Consider the following 18,932-nt stretch of genomic DNA (forward strand, 5'->3'; position numbering starts at 1 on the left):
CTCAGCGGCGTATGACGCCGACACTCAAGCCTTCGATAACCAATTCCTGATGTTCGAGGTCGACTTCGATGGGGGCGAATTCCGGGTTCTCCGCCAGCAGCCAGACCTTCTTGCCGTCGCGCTTGAAACGCTTGACGGTCACCTCATCGCCGACCCGCGCCACCACGATCTGGCCGTTGCGGGCCTCACGGGTGGTGTGCACGGCCAGCAGGTCACCGTCGTAAATGCCGATGTCCTTCATGCTCATGCCGTGCACACGCAGCAGATAATCGGCGCGCGGATGGAAAAAGGCGGGGCTGATCTGGCAGGATTCCTCGACATGCTGCTGGGCCAGTATCGGTGCGCCAGCAGCGACGCGGCCGATGATGGGCAAGCCGGTTTCGGCAGGTGCGGGCTCGAAGTCGGGAATACGTATCCCGCGGGAGGCGCCGGGCGTCATCTCGATGGCGCCTTTGCGGGCGAGCGCCTTGAGGTGCTCCTCCGCGGCATTGGGCGACTTGAAGCCGAGCTCCTGAGCGATCTCCGCGCGGGTTGGCGGATAACCGTTGTCTTCCAGGCAGCGCTTGATGAAGGCGAGAATTTCCGTCTGGCGAGGCGTCAGCTTGATCATGTCGGTCTCTGTTCTTTTATACAGTGACTGGGATTATATACAGTGATCCGGCCTTGGCAATGAATGTTTCATGTCGGGTCAGCCGGCGGGCTGGGCAGTGCGTCTGCGACAATGACGCTAGTGCCACGCGGCGTTTCGTGGTTGACTTGCCGGTCGGTGAAACGTAAGTTTCAAACAGTTGTTTGTCTTTCGGAGGGGGCATGGCGCAGTCGGAAACAGTTGAGCGCATTCTTGATGCAGCGGAACAGCTGTTCGCGGAAAAAGGCTTCGCCGAGACCTCGCTTCGTCTGATCACCAGCAAGGCTGGGGTCAACCTCGCGGCGGTCAACTATCACTTCGGTTCGAAGAAGGCGCTCATCCAGGCGGTGTTCTCGCGTTTCCTCGGGCCGTTCTGTGCCAGCCTGGAGCGTGAGCTGGATCGCCGCGAGGCGCTCACCGACAAGAAGGACACGCTCGAGGAGCTCCTGGAAATCCTCGTGGAGCAGGCATTGGCGGTCAAGCCGCGTAGCGGCGACGACCTGTCGATCTTCATGCGCCTGCTGGGCTTGTCCTTCAGTCAGAGCCAGGGCCACCTGCGGCGCTACCTGGAAGACATGTACGGCAAGGTGTTCCGTCGTTACATGCTCAAGGTTCACGACGCCGCGCCGGCCATTCCGCCCATCGAGCTGTTCTGGCGCGTGCACTTCATGCTCGGGGCTGCGGCATTCAGCATGTCCGGTATCAAGGCGCTGCGTGCGATCTCCGAGAACGATTTCGGCGTTCGGACTTCCATCGAGCAGGTGATGCGCATGATGGTGCCGTTCCTGGCCGCCGGCATGCGTGCCGACAGCGGTATCGATGACAATACCCTGGCGGCGGCGCAACCGATCGCGCGGCGCAACGCCGTGGCCATCCCGGCGAAGGCTTGAGCTACAAGCCTGCCGGGTGATCGGCTAAGCTAGCCGCCCATGGCCTTTCTCGATCTTCTGCATATCTCCATCGCTGACCAGCAGCTTTACGGCTTTGCCGGCGGGCAGCTGCGTCTGCGCTTTCCGGTGTCCACCGCTCGTAACGGTGTCGGCGAACAGAATGGTTCCGGCTGTACGCCGCGCGGCGTGCATCAGGTGCGTGCGCGCATCGGTGATGGCCTGCCCGAAGGGGCGGTGTTGCGCGGGCGCCGCTGGACCGGTGAAATCTGGACGCCCGAGCTGCATGCGGCGTTTCCCGGGCGCGACTGGATCCTGACCCGCATCCTCTGGCTCAGCGGTTGCGAGCCGGGCGTCAACCGGATGGGGCAGGTCGACACCTTCCGCCGCTACATCTACATCCACGGCACGCCCGATTGCGAACCTATGAGTGTGCCGCTTTCCCACGGTTGCGTGCGTATGCGCAATGCCGATCTGCTGCAACTTTTTCCCAGGGTGCCGCCTCACTGTCAGGTGCGCATCACCGAGGCACCTTGCCCGAACTGGGTTGCCGCTGAACTCGAATAAGGATCTGCGTCTGTATGCACGGTTCATTGATGCTGGACATCGCCGGTACCTGGCTGACTGCCGAGGATCGGCACCTGCTGCGCCAACCCGAAGTGGGTGGGCTCATTCTTTTCGCTCGCAATATCGAGTGTCCGCGACAAGTGGAGGAACTGTGCCGTGCGATCCGCGCCGTGCGCCCCGATCTGCTGCTGGCGGTGGATCAGGAAGGCGGCCGCGTGCAGCGGCTGCGCCAGGGTTTCGTACGGCTTCCGGCGATGCGCGAACTAGCGCGTTGCACCGACGCTCCCAGGCTGGCCGAAGCCTGTGGCTGGGTCATGGCCAGCGAGGTGCTTGCGGTGGGCCTGGATTTCAGCTTCGCGCCGGTTCTCGATCTGGATCATCAGCGCAGCGCGGTGGTAGGTGCGCGCGCCTTCGAGGGTGAACCGCAGGTCGCGGTGACGCTGATCGACGCCTTTATTCGCGGCATGCATGCCGCCGGCATGGCCGCCACTGGCAAGCACTTCCCCGGGCACGGCTGGGCTGAGGCCGATTCGCATGTCGCGATACCGGTGGATGAGCGCAGCCTCGACGAGCTGCGCCGCTGTGATCTGATTCCCTTTATGGCGCTGAGTGGCACGCTCGATGCGATCATGCCGGCGCATGTCATCTATCCTCAGGTCGACGAGCAGCCCGCCGGTTTTTCCCGGCGCTGGTTGCAGGACATCCTGCGCAACGAGCTGGGCTTCAAAGGCGTGATCTTCAGCGACGATCTCTCGATGGCCGGAGCGCATGTCGCAGGCGACGCGGCGCAGCGGATCGAATCCGCTCTGGGCGCTGGTTGCGACATGGGGCTGGTCTGCAACGATCGTGCGGCCGCAGAGCTGGCGCTGACTGCGCTGCAGCGCTTGAAGGTCACGCCGTCGACCGCGCTGGCGGGAATGCGTGGCCGGGCGGGTTGCCCGGCGGACTACAAGCAGAACCCTCGCTGGCTGGACGCCATCGGCGCGCTGAAGGCTGCCGATCTGATTGACTGATCGTTCTCTTTTCAAGGAATCCCCATGACTGTCCATGCCATCATCGGCGGCACCGGCCTGACCCAGTTGACCGGCTTCAAGCTGCACCGCGCACAGCTGATCGATACGCCCTATGGACGTCCCTCTGCGGAAATCCTGCGGGGCGAGTATGGCGGTCGCGAGGTGCTGTTCCTTGCGCGGCACGGCCATCCGCATCGTGTGCCGCCTCACCAGGTGAACTATCGCGCCAACCTCTGGGCATTGAAGCAGGCGGGCGCTGACGCGGTGCTCGCGGTCAATGCAGTGGGTGGCATTCACGCGGCGATGGGGTCCGGGCATTTCTGCGTGCCGCACCAGATCATCGATTACACCTATGGTCGTGAGCAGACCTTCTTCGAGGGTGACATCGATCATGTGACGCATATCGATTTCAGCTATCCGTACGACGAAGCGCTGCGCGAACGGCTGATCGGCGCGCTGGCGGCAGAGGGTTTCGCCTTCAGCAGTCACGGTGTTTACGGCTGCACCCAGGGCCCGCGCCTGGAAACCGTGGCGGAAATCGTTCGGATGGAGCGCGACGGATGCGACATCGTGGGCATGACCGGCATGCCCGAGGCGGCTCTAGCCCGCGAGCTGGAACTGCCGTACGCCTGCCTGGCGCTGGTGGTCAATCCGGCTGCGGGCAAGGCGAGCGGGGTGATCACCATGGCGCAGATCGAGGCGGCGCTCGCTGCGGGCATCGGCAAGGCCCGACTGGTCCTGGCGCGGATGTTGGCCGGTTGACTGCTCTTCAGGCCGGTGCGCGCGGTCCGGGCGGCTGCCTGCCACGACGTTGTCATAATGCGGCCTGAGACTGGTATTTTTGCGGCGGCACCCCATTGCGGTGAAGATGCTGCTTGCTACACTTGGCCGTCCTTTGGAGTACCGGAATGTCTTGCCAGGCACACACAATAAGAATTCTAAGAACGGTCGTGTTGCTGACGCTGCTTGGCGGCATGGCCGGTTGTTCGACCTGGTTCTCGGGTAACTTCAAGGACCCGAAAGTCGAACTCACCAAGGTCGATATCATCAAGGCGCGGCTGCTGGAACAGCAGTTCATGCTGCGTTTTCGCATCGACAACCCCAACGATCGCAGCCTGCCTGTACGCGGCCTCATCTATACCGTCCATCTCAACGACGTGGAGCTGGCCAGCGGCGAGTCCAGCGGTTGGCTGACCGTTCCCGCCAACAGTTTCGAATATTACGAAGTGCCGGTGCATACCAACCTGTGGCGGCATATGAAGTACATCGTGCGGCTGCTGGAAAAACCGGATCGACCAATCAACTACCGACTGGCCGGCGAGCTCAAGACCGGGCTGATGGCCGGGCGACGCGTGCACATTTCCAGCAATGGCGAGATAATCCCGGGCAACTTTATTCCGGAGTAGTACCCAGATGAGTCACGAGCCCCATGTGCATGGTCCCGACTGCAACCACGATCACGACCATGACCATCACCACGTTCACGGTCCGCATTGCAATCATGGCCACGAGCCGGTGCGTAATCCGCTGAAGGACGTCGGACGCAACGACCCGTGCCCTTGCGGCAGCCAGAAGAAATACAAGAAGTGCCACGGCGCCTGAGCCTGTCATGACACTTTCCATGAGCCTGTTCGCCGCCGCCACGCTGCTGATCGCCGCGCTGGCGGGCTATGCGCTGTATCTCTGGCGCCGTGTCTGGCGCAATGAACGGCAGCAAGCCGAGCTGAAGGAAAAACAGCAGACGGCGCTGGCGGAGGATCTGCGGATTCTCGCCAGCTGTCTGCTGGACGAGCAGCTGCCGCTCATCGAGGGCGCCATCCGCATCAAGGTGCTGCTCGACAATTACGACGCCGAGCTCGGGCAACATCCGCGCTGTCAGGTGTTCCAGCAGTTGTTCGAGGCCACCGAACAGGTGCCGACCCATGCCGCCTGGAAGGCCCTGGACAAGAGCGAGCGCCGTCGCCACGAAGCGCAGTTCAGCGCGCTGGAACTGCGGCACAAGGCAGAGGCGCGCCGCTCGGCCCGTTGGCTGCTCGACGAGGCTCTGCCAAAATCGCGCGACGCGGCCTGACCGACCTTCTTCGCCGTACGCCCTCTAATCTGTTAGCACCATCCTCGCCAAGCCCGCACAGGAGTCTTCGATGTCTCTGCGTCTGCCGTACGCCCTGGTTCGCCTGACGCTGGGGGCCGCGCTCGGCCTGGCCGGCCTCGGCGGTTGTCAGGCCTATCTCGATAACCGCTACAGCGCCAGTCTGCCGCCGGCACAGGGCATTCAACCGCTGACCGGACTGGCGGGCAGTGCGAGCATCCGGCGCAATTCCATGGGCATGCCGCTGATCGAAACCTCGTCGTTTCACGATGCGCTGTTTGCCATGGGATACGTCCACGCCACCGATCGACTGAGCCAGATGGTCAGCCTTCGGTTGATGGCCCAGGGCCGCCTGGCGGAAATGGTCGGCCCGGGCGTGCTGGAGACCGACCGTTTCATGCGGGCGGTCAATCTGCGCCAGAGCGCCGAGCTGCTGTACCGTGAATCCTCGCCGAGGATGAAAAAGTTCTTCGAGGTGTACGCCCGTGGCGTGAACGCCTACCTGTATCGTCATCGCGACAAGCTGCCGATGGACCTCGCCGAGTCCGGCTACAAACCGGAGTACTGGAAGCCCGAGGATTCGGTGCTGGTGTTCTGTCTGCTCAATTTCGGCCTTTCGCAGAACCTGCAGGAAGAGGTCGCCGCGTTGCTGATGGCGCAGAAAGTGGGCAGCGACAAGCTGGCCTGGCTGTTGCCCATCTACCCGGACGAGGTGCTGCCGTTCGACGAGGCGGACAAGCTCAAGGGCTTGAAGCTGGGTGGCAATGTGCCCGGGCTGGCGGCACTCGAACGTGCCACACAGCCGCTGGCGGCTCTGACGCCGGCCGGCATGGCGGCTTCCAACAACTGGGCCATCGCCGGCAGCAACACACGCAGCGGCAAGCCGATCCTGGCCAACGACACGCACCTGCCGCTGTCGATGCCCTCGTACTGGAATTTCATGCAGATCCGCGCACCGAAGTTCCAGGCGGCGGGTGTCACCATCGCAGGCGTCCCCGCCGTGGTGGCGGGCTTCAACGGCAAGCTCGGCTGGGGCATGACCATGGTCATGGGCGACAACCAGGACCTCTATCTCGAGCAGGTGCGTCGCGAAGGCTCGCGGCTGATGTACCTGGCCGACGGCAAATGGCTGCCGGCCCGCGAGCGCCACGAGACCTACTTCGTCAAGGGCGAGCGGCCGATCCGCGAGACCATTTTCGAGACCCGCAACGGCCCGCTGCTCAACAGCGTACTCGGCGAGCGCAAGCACCCGCTGCAACCGTTGCAGCTCGGTAGTGGCTACGGCCTGGCCCTGAAGACCACGCAGCTGGAAGCCGATCGCACGCTGGACGCCTTCTTCGACCTGTCCCGCGCGCAGTCGGTGGACCAGGCCTTCGAGGCGACCCGGGAGATTCGCGCCGCCGCGCTCAATCTGGTGTTCGCCGACCAGCAGGGCATTGGCTGGCAGGTGACCGGGCGCTTCCCCAACCGTCGCGAGGGGCTGGGGCTGGTGCCGTCGCCGGGCTGGGACGGTCGCTACGACTGGGATGGCTATGCCGACCCGATGCTGCATCCCTACGACCAGGACCCGTTCCAGGGCTGGCTAGGCACCGCCAACCAGCGCAGCGTGCCGCGCGGCTATGGCATGCAGCTGTCCAGCTCCTGGTACGGCCCGGAGCGCTACGAGCGACTGGCGGAGCTGGCCGGGCGGGGCAAGCATGACACCCGCAGCACCATCGCCATGCAGTACGACCAGGTCACGCCGTTCGCTGCCAAGCTCAGGGCGATGTTCGAGGCGCCGGGCATGGCCGGGCCGCTGCGCCAGGCGATCGATGGCCTGCCGGCCGCCGAACGCAGCAAGGCGCGCGAGGCGCTGGATCGGTTGCTCGCCTTCGATGGCAAGCTCGCGGCCGATTCGGCCAACGCCGCGCTGTATGGCGCCTTCCTGCACGAGAGTGCGCGGCACATCTTCCTCGACGAACTGGGGCCTGAGGACTCGCCGGCCTGGCGTGCGCTGGTACAGACCGCCAACACTTCCTATTCGGCCCAGGCGGACCATCTGCTCGGCCGCGAAGACAGCCCGTTCTGGAACGACCAGCGCACCGCGCAGAGCGAAGACAAACCGGCGATCCTGGCGCGCAGCCTGGCCGCTGCGGTGAGTTTGCTGGAAACCCGTCTGGGCAACGAGCGCAGCGCCTGGCAATGGGGCAAGCTGCATACCGCTCGCTGGACCTCCGGCGCGACGCAGCTGGCACCGCACATGGCGGCCGGCCAGCGCAGCAGAATCCACGCCATCGGCAACTACCTCGATCGTGGTCCCTATGCCATGGGCGGCGATCACAGCACGCTGAATGCCTCGGCCTATCACCTGGGCACGGACTTCGATACCTGGCTGATCCCGGCAATGCGCATCATCGTCGACTTCGGACTGGACGAACCGATGATCGGGCTGAACAGTTCGGGCCAATCCGGCAACCCGGCCAGCCCGCACTACGCCGACGGCATCGAGGCGTGGCTGAAGGCGCAGTACCTGAGCTTCCCGTTCAAGACGGGGAATCTCGACAAGGTCTATGGCACGCAGCGTCTGTTGCTGACCCCGGCTGGCAAGTGAGGTCGCGCCGCGCCGGCCTCAGGTCGGTCGCGGCGTCGCGGGTATCACCTCGAGCACGCGGATCGTGTCCGGCGCAGGGTAGTGCCAGCGCACGTCGACATCCCAGAACTGCGCGCCGTAGCGCCGCTCGGGCTCCGGCTTCTGGTACGCGGGGCGCGGGTCCTGCGCCAGGCATTGCTCGATGAGTTCCAGCAGTGGCTCGCCGAGCCGCAGCGCTTCGCGGTGGGCCTGCAGCAACCCGCTTTCGGTCCACTGCACCTCGATCAGTGTCGGCGCGTCCGCAGCCATGTCGTTGCGCGCATCCGGCAGGGCATCGGCGTAGGGAACATAGGGCTTGATGTCCAGCACCGGCGTGCCATCCAGCAGGTCGATGCCGGAGATGAACAGCCGATCCGCTTCGACGCGATCCAGCCTGACCACCGATTGACCGATTCCGTTGGGGCGATGCGTCGCGCGGGTGGCGAACACGCCGACCATGCGATTGCCGCCCAGGCGCGGCGGTCGCACCTTGAGACGTGGTGTGCTTTCCAGCGCCTGATGGAAGAGGAACAGCAGCCATACATGGCTGACCTGTTCGAGTCCGGCCACCGCATCGCCCTTGTCGAACGGCGGCAGCAGTTCCAGCACGCCGCGTGCGGCCGGGGCCAGGCTGGGTTGGCGCGGAATGGCGAACTTTTCCTTGAAGCAGGAACGGACGTAGCCGATCGGCGAGACGCTGTGTTGCATGGGGCAGGCCTGGATACGGACGGGCGGCTGCGCATCTTACCCGCTATGGCGCCGCGCTGCGCGACGTCGGGCCGCGTCCTCTCGGGAGGTGGCGGCCCGGCGCCAGAGGCTTACAGGCCGAGCAGCTTGGCGACGTAGTCGGCATCCTTGTCGCCGCGGCCGGACAGATTGACCAGGATGTGGCTGTCCTTGCCCAGCCTCGGCGCGGTGCGAATCGCCCAGGCCACCGCGTGGGCACTTTCCAGAGCGGGGATGATGCCTTCGACGCGCGACAGGGTCATGAAGGCATCCAGGCACTCCTGGTCCGTCGCGGTCTGGTAGTTCACCCGGCCGATGTCCTTGAGGTAGCTGTGCTGAGGGCCGACGCCGGGATAGTCCAGGCCGGAGGCGATGGAGTGCACTGCGGACGGGTTGCCCTCGGCATCTTCCAGCACGTAGCAGGCCATGCCGTGCAGTTCACCGGGTTTGCCCTTGGACAGGGTGGCCGAATGGCGGCCGGGCTTGTCCAGGCTTTCGCCGGCCGGCTCGATGCCCACCAGCTCGACCGCGGCGTCTTCCAGGAAGGCTGTGAAGATGCCCATGGCATTGGAACCGCCGCCGACGCAGGCGACCACCTGGTCCGGCAGGCGACCATGCCTGGCGAGAAACTGGCCGCGCGCCTCTTGACCGATGATCGACTGGAAATCGCGGACCATCTTCGGGAACGGATGCGGGCCTACCACCGAGCCGATGGCGTAGAGGTAGTTCTGCGGATCCTTCAGGTATTCCTCGAAGGCGCTGTCCACCGCTTCCTTGAGCGTCGCCGCGCCTCGGGTGACCGCCACCAGCTTGCAGCCGAGGATCTTCATCTTGGTGACGTTGGGATGTTCCTTCTCGATGTCCACCTGGCCCATGTGGATTTCGCAGGGGATGCCCACCAGCGCGCAGGCGGTGGCCAGGGCGACACCGTGTTGGCCGGCGCCGGTCTCGGCGATCACCTTGGTCTTGCCCATGAACCGGGCAAGCAGTGCCTCGCCCAGACAGTGATTGATCTTGTGTGCCCCGGTGTGATTCAGGTCCTCGCGCTTCAGGTGAATCTGCGCGCCACCGAGCTGCTCGGACAGGCGCCGGGCATGGAAGATCGGGCTCGGCCGGCCCACGTAGTCGGCGAACAGGGCCGCCAGTTCCTGCTGGAAATCCTCGCGCTGGCGGATCTCTTCGTAGGCCAGGTTGATGTCGTCCATCGCCTGCTTGAGGTGCGGCGGCACCAGCTGGCCACCGTAGGGGCCGAAGTAGCCGTTGGCGTCGGGCATGGCAGTGAAACGAGGATCGGACGACATAGGTTCATCTCTGCAGGTTGAAGGGAGCGCCTGGTTACGCGGGGCCGATCATAAGCCAGCGTCTGTACCGCTGAAAATGCAGCCGCAGCCACGCCGCGATGCTCACCGGTTCGCTGCTGCGCGTTGCCGAACGCCGGGGTAGCGAAGGCGCTGGCCGGCACCGAGCAGGCTGTGGGTGGTTCGGTTTGTTCGCGGGATTGGCATTTATCGTGTAGGATGCCTCGCTTATTTCATCTGATCGGAGCAAATCAACGCTTTTGTTTTGTCGGCGATCTTGTCGCCGAAGGGTATGGCTGTCATCAGCACAGCACGTCTTGCATGCCCGCCCCGCCATCAGGCCCGCGCAATTTCCATGGAATTGCACGCTACCTGCCGCAATACGTCGCACTGCGATGTCGTAAAGCCAGAACAAGTTCAGGAGATAGAACTGATGAACGAGGCTGAGCTCTCGCCCAATGATTCCGACGCGCCCGCTGATCGAATCAATCCCGTAGTGTTCTACGGTTCCGCCATCGCCATCGTGGTATTCGCCGTATGGACGATGTTCTTCACCGATCGCTCGCTGGCGGTCATCAACACGGTACTCGGCTGGATATCCAACAGCTTCGGCTGGTTCTACTTTCTCGCCGTGCTGCTGTACCTGCTGTTCGTGGTGATCGTCGCCACCAGTCGTTACGGCAAGATCCGCCTCGGGCCGGATCACTCCAAACCTGAATTCAACGTGGTGACCTGGGCGGCGATGCTGTTTTCCGCCGGGATCGGCATCGACCTGCTGTTCTTCTGCATCGCCGAGCCGATCACCCAGTTTCTTGAGCCGCCGGTAGGTGAGGGCGGCACCACCCAGGCGGCACGCCACGCCATGGAGCTGACCTTCCTGCACTGGGGGCTGTCCGGTTGGGGCGTGTACACCCTGGTGGGCATGTCGCTGGCCTATTTCAGCTTTCGCCAGGGGCTGCCGCTGTCGATCCGCTCGGCGCTGTATCCGATCTTCGGCAAGCGCATCCATGGACCGATCGGCCACACCGTGGATGGCGCGGCCGTGCTGGGCACGATCTTCGGCATCGCCACGAGTCTGGGCATCGGCATCATCCAGCTGAACTTCGGCCTCAACTACATCTTCGGCATCCCCGAAGGGACCCTGACCCAGGCCGTGCTGGTGGTGCTGATCGTGGTGTTCTCGGCCATCTCGGCGGCCACCGGCGTGGAGCGCGGCATTCGCCGGCTTTCCGAGTTCAACATGCTGCTGGCCGTGTTGTTGCTGTTGTTCGTGCTGGTGGTGGGCGACTCGGTGTTCCTGCTCAATGCCCTGGTGATGAATGTCGGCGACTACTTCTCCAACTTCATCAGCCTGTCGCTGGACACCTACGCCTACCAGCGCCCGACCGACTGGCTGAACGCCTGGACGGTGTTCTTCTGGGCCTGGTGGATCGCCTGGGGGCCTTTCGTCGGGCTGTTCCTGGCGCGCATTTCCCGCGGCCGGACCATTCGTGAGTTCGTCATCGGCACGCTGTTGCTGCCGCTGGCCTTCATGATGGCCTGGATGTCGATCATGGGTAACAGCGCCATCGAGATGGTCATGGGCGGCGCGCTGGAGTTCGGCGAGCAGGCCATGAACAACCCTGGCTCATCGATCTACCTGTTCCTCCAGAGCCTGCCGTGGTCGGGTATCACCACCATCGTGGTGACCATCCTGGCCATCGTCTTCTTCGTCACCTCGGGCGACTCCGGTTCGCTGGTGCTGTCGAACTTCACCTCCATCCTCAAGGATGTGAACAGCGATGCGCCGGTGTGGATGCGCATTCTCTGGGCCGCGATCATCGGCGTGCTCACCCTCGCGCTGCTGATCGCCGGTGGCCTGACGGCGCTGCAGGGCACCGTGGTGATCATGGGGCTGCCGTTCTCCATCGTGCTGCTGTTCATGATGGTGGGGCTGTTCAAGGCCCTGCATGTTGAAGGGGTAATGGCCGACAGCTACCAGAAGAGCCTTGCCGGATATCTGTCCGGGCGAGCCACGCTGGAGCACGCCCACATGAACTGGAGCCAGCGTCTTTCGCGGGCGATGAGCTTCCCCAGCCTGTCGCAGATTCGCCGTTATCTGAAGGAGGTCGGCAGGCCGGCCATGGAAGAGATCAAAAAGGCGCTAGGCGAGAAGGGCGTACCGGTGGAGATTCTCGAGGGCGAGCCGGGCAACGAGCATCTGATCCTCAACGTCAACCTGGGCAGCGAACAGGATTTCACCTATCAGATCTGGCCGGTGCGCAGCACCATGCCGTCGTTCGCCATGCGCACCCAGAGCAGCAAGGCCGATTACTACCGGCTCGAGGTGCACCTGCGTCAGGGCAGCCTGGGTTACGACCTGATGGGTTACTCGCGGCGCCAGCTGATCGAGGACGTCCTCGACCACTACGAACACCACATGCACTTCCTGCATCTGCAGCGCGAGAACGGTGGGGGTGAAAGCGGCATGCCCAACCCGGGAGCGACACCGACGCCCTGACCACACACGTCCGGGCGATCCCCGGGCGTTCCATTCACGTCGCGGCAGCGTCGATCCGCTGTCGCCTCGATCACAGGAGCTAGAACATGGCCCGTTTTCCACGGCAGCAACTCTATATCCATGGCGGCTACGTCGACGCCAGCAGCAACCAGACCTTCCAGAGCATCAACCCGGCCAACGGCGAAGTCCTGGCCGATGTGGCTGAGGCCGGTGCGGCCGACCTGGAGCGCGCGGTCGAAAGCGCCGAGCGGGGCCAGCACATCTGGGCTGCACTGACCGGTATCGAGCGGGCGCGAATCATGCGTCGAGCGGTCGATCTGCTGCGCGAGCGCAACGACGAGCTGGCGCTGCTGGAAACCCTGGATACCGGCAAGCCGCTGAGCGAAACCCGCAGCGTTGATATCATCACCGGCGCCGACGTGCTGGAGTACTACGCGGGCCTTGCCCCGGCCATCGAGGGTGAGCAGATTCCGCTGCGCGACAGCAGCTTCGTCTACACCCGACGGGAGCCGCTTGGCGTGGTCGCCGGCATCGGCGCCTGGAACTATCCGATCCAGATCGCCCTGTGGAAGGCGGCTCCGGCGCTGGCCGCCGGCAACGCGATGATCTTCAAACCCAGCGAAGTCACCTCGCTGAGCGCGCTCAAACTGGCGGAAATCTTCAGCGAGGCCGGGCTGCCCGATGGCGTGTTCAACGTGCTGACCGGCAGTGGTGCCGGTGTCGGATCACTGATCACCGAGCACCCACGCATCGTCAAAGTGTCTTTCACCGGCGGCGTGGCTACCGGCAAGAAGGTCATGGCCAGTGCGGCGGCGTCGTCGCTGAAGGAGGTGACCATGGAGCTGGGCGGCAAGTCGCCGCTGATCGTCTGCGAGGATGCCGATCTGGATCGCGCAGCCGATATCGCGGTCATGGCCAACTTCTTCAGCTCCGGCCAGGTGTGCACCAACGGCACCCGGGTTTTCGTCCCGACGGGCCTGAAAGCGGCGTTCGAGGCCAAGCTGCTGGAGCGCGTGCAGCGCGTTCGCCTGGGTGATCCGCAGCAGGAGGCGACCAACTTCGGGCCGTTGGTCAGCTTCGCGCACATGGACAAGGTGCTCGACTACATCGCCCAGGGCAAGGCCGCCGGCGCGCGCGTTCTGTGTGGCGGCGAGCGGGTGACCGAGGGCGAGTACGCCAAGGGCGCCTTCGTCGCCCCGACCATCTTCAGCGACTGCAGCGACGACATGAGCATCGTGCGCGAAGAGATCTTCGGTCCTGTGCTGAGCCTGCTCGACTACCAGGACGAAGAGGAGGTCATCCGTCGCGCCAACGCCACCGAGTACGGCCTGGCCGCGGGCGTGGTCACCCCTGACCTGGCGCGGGCGCACCGCATCATCCATCGCCTCGAGGCCGGCATCTGCTGGATCAATACCTGGGGCGAATCGCCGGCGCAGATGCCGGTCGGTGGCTACAAGCAGTCAGGCATCGGCCGCGAGAACGGCATCGCCTCGCTGGCGTACTACACGCGGGTCAAATCGGTACAGGTGGAGCTGGGCGAGTTCGCCTCGGTGTTCTGAGGGAAAGGAGGACGCATGGAATACGACTACATCATCATCGGCGCGGGTTCGGCCGGTAATGTGCTGGCCGCGCGCCTGACCGAGGACGCCGAGGTCAGCGTACTGCTGCTGGAAGCCGGCGGCCCGGACTATCGGCTGGATTTCCGCACCCAGATGCCTGCCGCGCTGGCATATCCGCTGCAGGGCACGCGCTACAACTGGGCCTACAAGACCGATCCCGAACCGCACATGAACAATCGCCGCATGGACTGCGGCCGCGGCAAGGGCCTGGGCGGTTCCTCGCTGATCAACGGCATGTGCTACATCCGCGGCAACGCACTGGACTACGACAACTGGGCCAAGGCACCGGGGCTGGAGGACTGGACCTACCTCAACTGCCTGCCGTACTTCCGCAAGGCCGAGTCGCGCGACATCGGCCCCAACGACTACCACGGCGGCGACGGCCCGGTCAGCGTGACCACGCCCAAGGCCGACAACAACGAGCTGTTCCATGCCATGGTGGAAGCGGGCGTGCAGGCTGGCTATCCGCGTACCGATGACCTCAACGGCTACCAGCAGGAAGGCTTCGGCCCGATGGATCGCACCGTCACGCCCCAGGGCCGGCGCGCCAGCACGGCGCGCGGTTATCTGGACCAGGCCAAGGAGCGGCCGAACCTGACCATCCATACCCATGCCGTCACCGACCGCGTGCTGTTCGAGGGCAAGCGTGCCGTCGGCGTACGTTACCTGCGCGGCAGCGAGCGGCCCCACGTTGCGCGCGCGCGCCGCGAAGTGCTGCTGTGCGGCGGCGCCATCGCCTCGCCGCAGATCCTGCAGCGTTCGGGGGTCGGCCCTGGCGCGTTGCTGAAGAAGCTCGGCGTCACGCTGGTGCAGGAGTTGCCCGGCGTAGGCCAGAACCTGCAGGACCACCTGGAGATGTACCTGCAGTTCGAGTGCCTGAAGCCGGTGTCGCTGTACCCGGCGCTCAAGTGGTGGAACCAGCCGGCGATCGGCGCCGAGTGGCTGTTCCTCGGCAGCGGCATCGGTGCCAGCAACCAGTTCGAGGCCGGCGGCTTCATCCGCAGCAGCGACGAGTTCGAATGGCCGAACATCCAGTTCCACTTCCTGCCGGTGGCGGTCAGCTACAACGGCAGCAACGCCCATGACGGCCACAGCTTCCAGGCCCACGTCGGCTCGATGCGTTCACCCAGTCGCGGGCGCATCGAGATTCGCTCCACCGATCCGCGGGTCGACCCCAGCATCCTGTTCAACTACATGGCCCACGAGCAGGACTGGCGCGAGTTTCGCGATGCCATCCGCATCACCCGCGAGATCATCGCGCAGCCCGCGCTCGATCCTTACCGTGGTCGCGAGTTGAATCCGGGCGTGGAGGCGCAGAGCGACGCCGAGCTGGACGCCTTCGTCCGCGAGCACGCGGAGACGGCCTATCACCCGTCCTGCTCCTGCAGGATGGGCACCGACGACATGGCCGTGGTCGACGGGCAGGGCCGTGTGCATGGAGTGGACGGGTTGCGCGTGGTGGATGCCTCGATCATGCCGCAGATCATCACCGGCAACCTCAACGCCACCACCATCATGCTGGCCGAGAAGATCGCCGACCGGATTCGCGGTCGCGAGCCGTTGCCGCGCAGCACGGCGAGCTACTACGTCGCCAACGGCGCACCGGTGCGGCAACCACCGCAGCGTTGACGGTTCTTCAGTCGGTGGAGAAGGTCTCGCCGTAGGCTGTCGAGGACTGGTTGCGCAGAAATGAAACGCCCCGCTAGTGCGGGGCGTTTTCCTGTGGCGGAGCAGTTCAGATCACTTCGGCCCAGAGGTCGTACTCGTCGGCATTGGTGACGCGCACGCGCACCTTGTCGCCCGGCTGCAGCGGTTGTTCGCTGTCAACGTAGACCATGCCGTCGATCTCCGGGGCATCGGCCCAGGAACGGCCGATGGCGCCGTCCTCGTCCACTTCATCGATCAGCACATCCAGTTCCTTGCCGACCTTAAGCTGCAGGCGCGCGGCGCTGATGGCCTGCTGGTGCGCCATGAAGCGGTCCCAGCGATCCTGCTTGATCTCGTCCGGTACCGGCTCCAGGTTCATGGCCTCGGCCGGCGCGCCGTCAACCGGCGAATACTGGAAGCAGCCGACGCGGTCGAGCTGGGCTTCGGTCAGCCAGTCGAGCAGGTACTGGAAATCTTCTTCGGTCTCGCCGGGGAAGCCGACGATGAAGGTCGAGCGAATGGTCAGCTCGGGGCAGATCTCGCGCCATTTCTTGATGCGCGCCAGAGTCTTGTCCTCGAACGCCGGGCGCTTCATCGCCTTGAGCACTTTCGGGCTGGCGTGCTGGAAGGGGATGTCCAGGTACGGCAGGATCTTGCCGGCGGCCATCAGCGGGATCACGTCGTCGACGTTGGGGTAGGGGTAGACGTAGTGCAGGCGCACCCAGACGCCCATCTTGCCCAGCTCCTCGCACAGCTCGAGCATGCGCGTCTTGACCGGCTGGCCGTTCCAGAAGTCCAGCTTGTACTTGAGGTCGACGCCATAGGCGCTGGTGTCCTGGCTGATCACCAGGACTTCCTTCACGCCGGCCTTGACCAGGCGCTCGGCTTCGCTGAGCACATCGCCCACCGGGCGGCTGACCAGCTTGCCGCGCATGGACGGGATGATGCAGAAGCTGCAGCTGTGGTTGCAGCCTTCGGAAATCTTCAGATAGGCGTAGTGGCGCGGGGTGAGCTTGATGCCCTGCGGCGGCACCAGATCGACGAAGGGATCGTGTTCGATGCTCGGCGGCACCACTTCGTGCACCGCGTTGACCACCTGCTCGTACTGCTGCGGGCCGGTAACCGCCAGCACGCTGGGATGCACGCCGCGGATGTTCTTCTCGTCCACGCCCATGCAGCCGGTGACGATCACCTTGCCGTTCTCGGCGATCGCCTCGCCGATGGCATCCAGCGATTCCGCCTTGGCGCTGTCGATGAAACCGCAGGTATTGACCACCACCACATCGGCATCCTCATAGGACGGCACGATCTGGTAGCCCTCCATGCGCAGCTGAGTGAGGATGCGTTCGGAATCGACGGTCGCCTTGGGGCACCCTAACGAAATAAACCCTATACTTCCGACTTTCTTCGACATTGCGGGCCGCCTCGGCACTACGGCATGAAAAAAAATAGCGCGCGAGTATACAGCTATCTGAGGTTTTCCGATCCCCGGCAAGCGACTGGCAGCAGCGCCGATCGTCAGCTGCTGTACGCGCAGAAGTGGGCGGCGGAGCGGGGGCTTGTGCTCGATGAGTCGCTGTCGCTGCGCGATGAGGGGTTGTCGGCTTATCACCAGCAGCACGTGAAGCAAGGCGCGCTCGGGGCGTTTCTGAAGGCGGTGGACGAGGGGCGGATTCCGAGCGGGTCGGTGCTCATCGTCGAGGGGCTGGATCGGTTGAGCCGGGCTGAGCCCATCCAGGCGCAGGCGCAACTGGCGCAAATCATTAATGCCGGCATCACCGTAGTGACTGCGAGCGATGGCCGAGAATACAACCGCGCCGGTTTGAAGGCGCAGCCGATGGACCTAGTGTATTCGCTACTGGTGATGATTCGTGCGCACGAAGAGTCCGACACAAAGAGCAAACGGGTGAAGGCGTCGATTCGGCGGCTCTGCGAAGGGTGGCAGGCCGGCACCTATCGCGGACTGATCCGAAACGGCCGCGACCCGCAGTGGTTGCGCTGGGATGGCCAGGCATGGCAGCTAATACCGGAGCGGGTCGAGGCGGTGCGGTATGCGCTGGAGCTGTACAAGAAGGGCGAAGGCGCAACCCGGGCCGTGCGCAAGATGGTGGAGCGCGGGTATGAGCTCAGCGAATGGGGCTTGGCTGGCCAGCAGATCTATCGGCTGATCAAGCTACCTGCATTACGCGGCGCGAAGCGCATCAGCGTGGACGGTGAAGACTACTTGCTCGAGGGCTACTATCCGGCGCTGCTGACAGACGAAGAATACCGCGAGCTGCAGGCAGCGACGAGTCAGCGGCACGGACGCCGCGGCGCCAGTGACATTGTTGGCATCCTCACCGGCATCGGCATCACCTGGTGCGGCTACTGTGGCACCGCCGTGGTCGCGCAGAACCTGCTGGGACGGGCTCGCGAAGACGGCACTCTGGCGGACGGCCACCGCCGGTTGCATTGCACGTCATATTCCAACAGCACGGGCTGCAAGGCCGCGAGCTGCAGTGTGGTGCCGGTGGAAAAGGCGCTCCTCGCGTACTGCTCGGACCAGATGAACCTCACGCGCTTGATGGAGCCGACAGACGATGGCCAGCAGATACGCCAGCGCCTGCAGGCATGCGTGCGCAAACAGGGTGAGGTGGAGCGGCAGCTTGCCCGCGTGACCGAGGCGCTATTGGCCGACGATCAGGGTGCCGCGCCGTTGGCGTTCGTGCGCAAAGCGCGGGAGTTGGAAGCCGAGCTGCAACAGTTTAAGGCTGAGGCCGAGCGGCTTGAGCTGGAACAGGCGGTGCAGGGCAAGGGGCAGACGCCCGCCGCTGCCGAACAATGGGCGGCGCTGGCGGCCGACTCACAGGACATCTACAGCCCGGCGCGCGAGGCGCTGCGGCAGTTGGTGCTCGATACGTTCAGCCGGGTCGTGGTGTACATGCGGGGTGTTGTGCCGGATCCGGACAGCAAGACGATTCACCTAGTACTGGTGTCGCGGGCAGGGCGGCGCGTGGCGCTGGATATAGAACGGCGGTCGGGAGCCTGGAAGGCCAGCAACGACCGCCGCGGTTGATCAGGCGGCTTTCTTCCCGATCAGGATTTCCGCCAGCGCCGGGTCGCCGGGTGGGCTGCTGTGCACCACCAGGTGGCCCATCCCCTCCCAGTAGTTCTCCTGAACCTCAATGCAGACCTTCCAGGCCGCCCAGGCGACATCCGGCCCGGCCTCGATAACGTTGCCCGCCTCGTCGATGATGGCCAGCCGGGCCGGATTGCCATCTGCTGTGGTGACGGTGAAGCCTTCGCTGACCGTGGCGCTGATGCGGGAGGCCTGCAGCTGCGGGTTTGGTACTAAGTCTTTCATCGCCGCT

At 64.5% G+C, this 18,932-nt stretch carries 17 protein-coding genes; 12 read left to right on the top strand and 5 right to left on the bottom strand.

The window, feature by feature from the left end; genetic code table 11:
- Position 1 precedes the first annotated feature (1 nt).
- A complete protein-coding gene (gene lexA, locus ACVRRC_RS21025; RefSeq protein ID WP_014596417.1) occupies positions 2-610 on the bottom strand; it encodes a transcriptional repressor LexA in 609 nt (202 codons plus the stop codon).
- A gap of 200 nt (positions 611-810) precedes the next feature.
- On the opposite strand from lexA, the gene ACVRRC_RS21030 reads away from it, so the two are divergent.
- The 8 genes from ACVRRC_RS21030 to ACVRRC_RS21065 all read left to right on the top strand — a co-directional run bounded on the left by ACVRRC_RS21030 (position 811) and on the right by ACVRRC_RS21065 (position 7,774).
- Entirely contained in the window at positions 811-1,518 is a 708-nt protein-coding gene (locus ACVRRC_RS21030; protein ID WP_011912890.1) for a TetR/AcrR family transcriptional regulator, read from the top strand.
- Positions 1,519-1,557: 39 nt separating this feature from the next.
- Entirely contained in the window at positions 1,558-2,082 is a 525-nt protein-coding gene (locus ACVRRC_RS21035) for a L,D-transpeptidase (protein WP_061373453.1), read from the top strand.
- 14 nt (positions 2,083-2,096) lie between these two features.
- Complete coding sequence (nagZ, locus tag ACVRRC_RS21040) at positions 2,097-3,095, top strand: beta-N-acetylhexosaminidase (RefSeq protein ID WP_472997475.1); 999 nt, start codon at positions 2,097-2,099, stop codon at positions 3,093-3,095.
- Positions 3,096-3,119: 24 nt separating this feature from the next.
- A complete protein-coding gene (locus ACVRRC_RS21045) occupies positions 3,120-3,857 on the top strand; it encodes an S-methyl-5'-thioinosine phosphorylase (RefSeq protein ID WP_049324835.1) in 738 nt (245 codons plus the stop codon).
- A 146-nt stretch (positions 3,858-4,003) separates the two neighbouring features.
- A complete protein-coding gene (locus ACVRRC_RS21050; RefSeq protein ID WP_011912894.1) occupies positions 4,004-4,501 on the top strand; it encodes an LEA/WHy family protein in 498 nt (165 codons plus the stop codon).
- A 7-nt stretch (positions 4,502-4,508) separates the two neighbouring features.
- The gene (locus tag ACVRRC_RS21055; protein WP_013982487.1) at positions 4,509-4,697 is read left to right on the top strand and encodes an SEC-C metal-binding domain-containing protein; all 189 of its coding nucleotides are present in this window, start codon (positions 4,509-4,511) and stop codon (positions 4,695-4,697) included.
- Positions 4,698-4,704: 7 nt separating this feature from the next.
- Entirely contained in the window at positions 4,705-5,166 is a 462-nt protein-coding gene (locus ACVRRC_RS21060; protein WP_011912895.1) for a DUF2489 domain-containing protein, read from the top strand.
- 70 nt (positions 5,167-5,236) lie between these two features.
- Positions 5,237-7,774, top strand: a complete 2,538-nt coding sequence (locus ACVRRC_RS21065) for a penicillin acylase family protein (RefSeq protein ID WP_472997476.1) — start codon at positions 5,237-5,239, stop codon at positions 7,772-7,774.
- A gap of 18 nt (positions 7,775-7,792) precedes the next feature.
- Here the strand turns inward: ACVRRC_RS21065 and tsaA are convergent, their stop codons facing one another.
- Both tsaA and trpB read right to left on the bottom strand, forming a co-directional pair.
- Positions 7,793-8,500, bottom strand: coding sequence for a tRNA (N6-threonylcarbamoyladenosine(37)-N6)-methyltransferase TrmO (gene tsaA, locus ACVRRC_RS21070; protein WP_011912897.1), 708 nt, complete (start codon positions 8,498-8,500; stop codon positions 7,793-7,795).
- A gap of 110 nt (positions 8,501-8,610) precedes the next feature.
- Positions 8,611-9,819, bottom strand: coding sequence for a tryptophan synthase subunit beta (gene trpB, locus ACVRRC_RS21075; RefSeq protein WP_106155218.1), 1,209 nt, complete (start codon positions 9,817-9,819; stop codon positions 8,611-8,613).
- A gap of 430 nt (positions 9,820-10,249) precedes the next feature.
- On the opposite strand from trpB, the gene ACVRRC_RS21080 reads away from it, so the two are divergent.
- From ACVRRC_RS21080 to betA, 3 genes are all read left to right on the top strand, one after another.
- Positions 10,250-12,316, top strand: a complete 2,067-nt coding sequence (locus ACVRRC_RS21080) for a choline transporter (protein WP_472997477.1) — start codon at positions 10,250-10,252, stop codon at positions 12,314-12,316.
- 86 nt (positions 12,317-12,402) lie between these two features.
- On the top strand, positions 12,403-13,875 hold the full coding sequence (gene betB, locus ACVRRC_RS21085) for a betaine-aldehyde dehydrogenase (RefSeq protein ID WP_472997478.1): 1,473 nt from the start codon (positions 12,403-12,405) through the stop codon (positions 13,873-13,875).
- A gap of 15 nt (positions 13,876-13,890) precedes the next feature.
- Entirely contained in the window at positions 13,891-15,564 is a 1,674-nt protein-coding gene (betA, locus tag ACVRRC_RS21090) for a choline dehydrogenase (RefSeq protein WP_472997479.1), read from the top strand.
- Between the two features lie 106 nt (positions 15,565-15,670).
- Here betA and rimO read toward each other — a convergent pair whose 3' ends face one another.
- Complete coding sequence (gene rimO, locus ACVRRC_RS21095) at positions 15,671-16,996, bottom strand: 30S ribosomal protein S12 methylthiotransferase RimO (protein ID WP_472997480.1); 1,326 nt, start codon at positions 16,994-16,996, stop codon at positions 15,671-15,673.
- Between the two features lie 24 nt (positions 16,997-17,020).
- Here rimO and ACVRRC_RS21100 point away from each other — a divergent pair, with 24 nt between their 5' ends.
- Complete coding sequence (locus tag ACVRRC_RS21100) at positions 17,021-18,637, top strand: recombinase family protein (RefSeq protein ID WP_472997481.1); 1,617 nt, start codon at positions 17,021-17,023, stop codon at positions 18,635-18,637.
- Here the strand turns inward: ACVRRC_RS21100 and ACVRRC_RS21105 are convergent, their stop codons facing one another.
- Positions 18,638-18,925, bottom strand: coding sequence for a hypothetical protein (locus ACVRRC_RS21105; RefSeq protein ID WP_472997482.1), 288 nt, complete (start codon positions 18,923-18,925; stop codon positions 18,638-18,640).
- Positions 18,926-18,932 lie beyond the last annotated feature (7 nt).

This window comes from Stutzerimonas sp. LR2, from assembly GCF_055755175.1.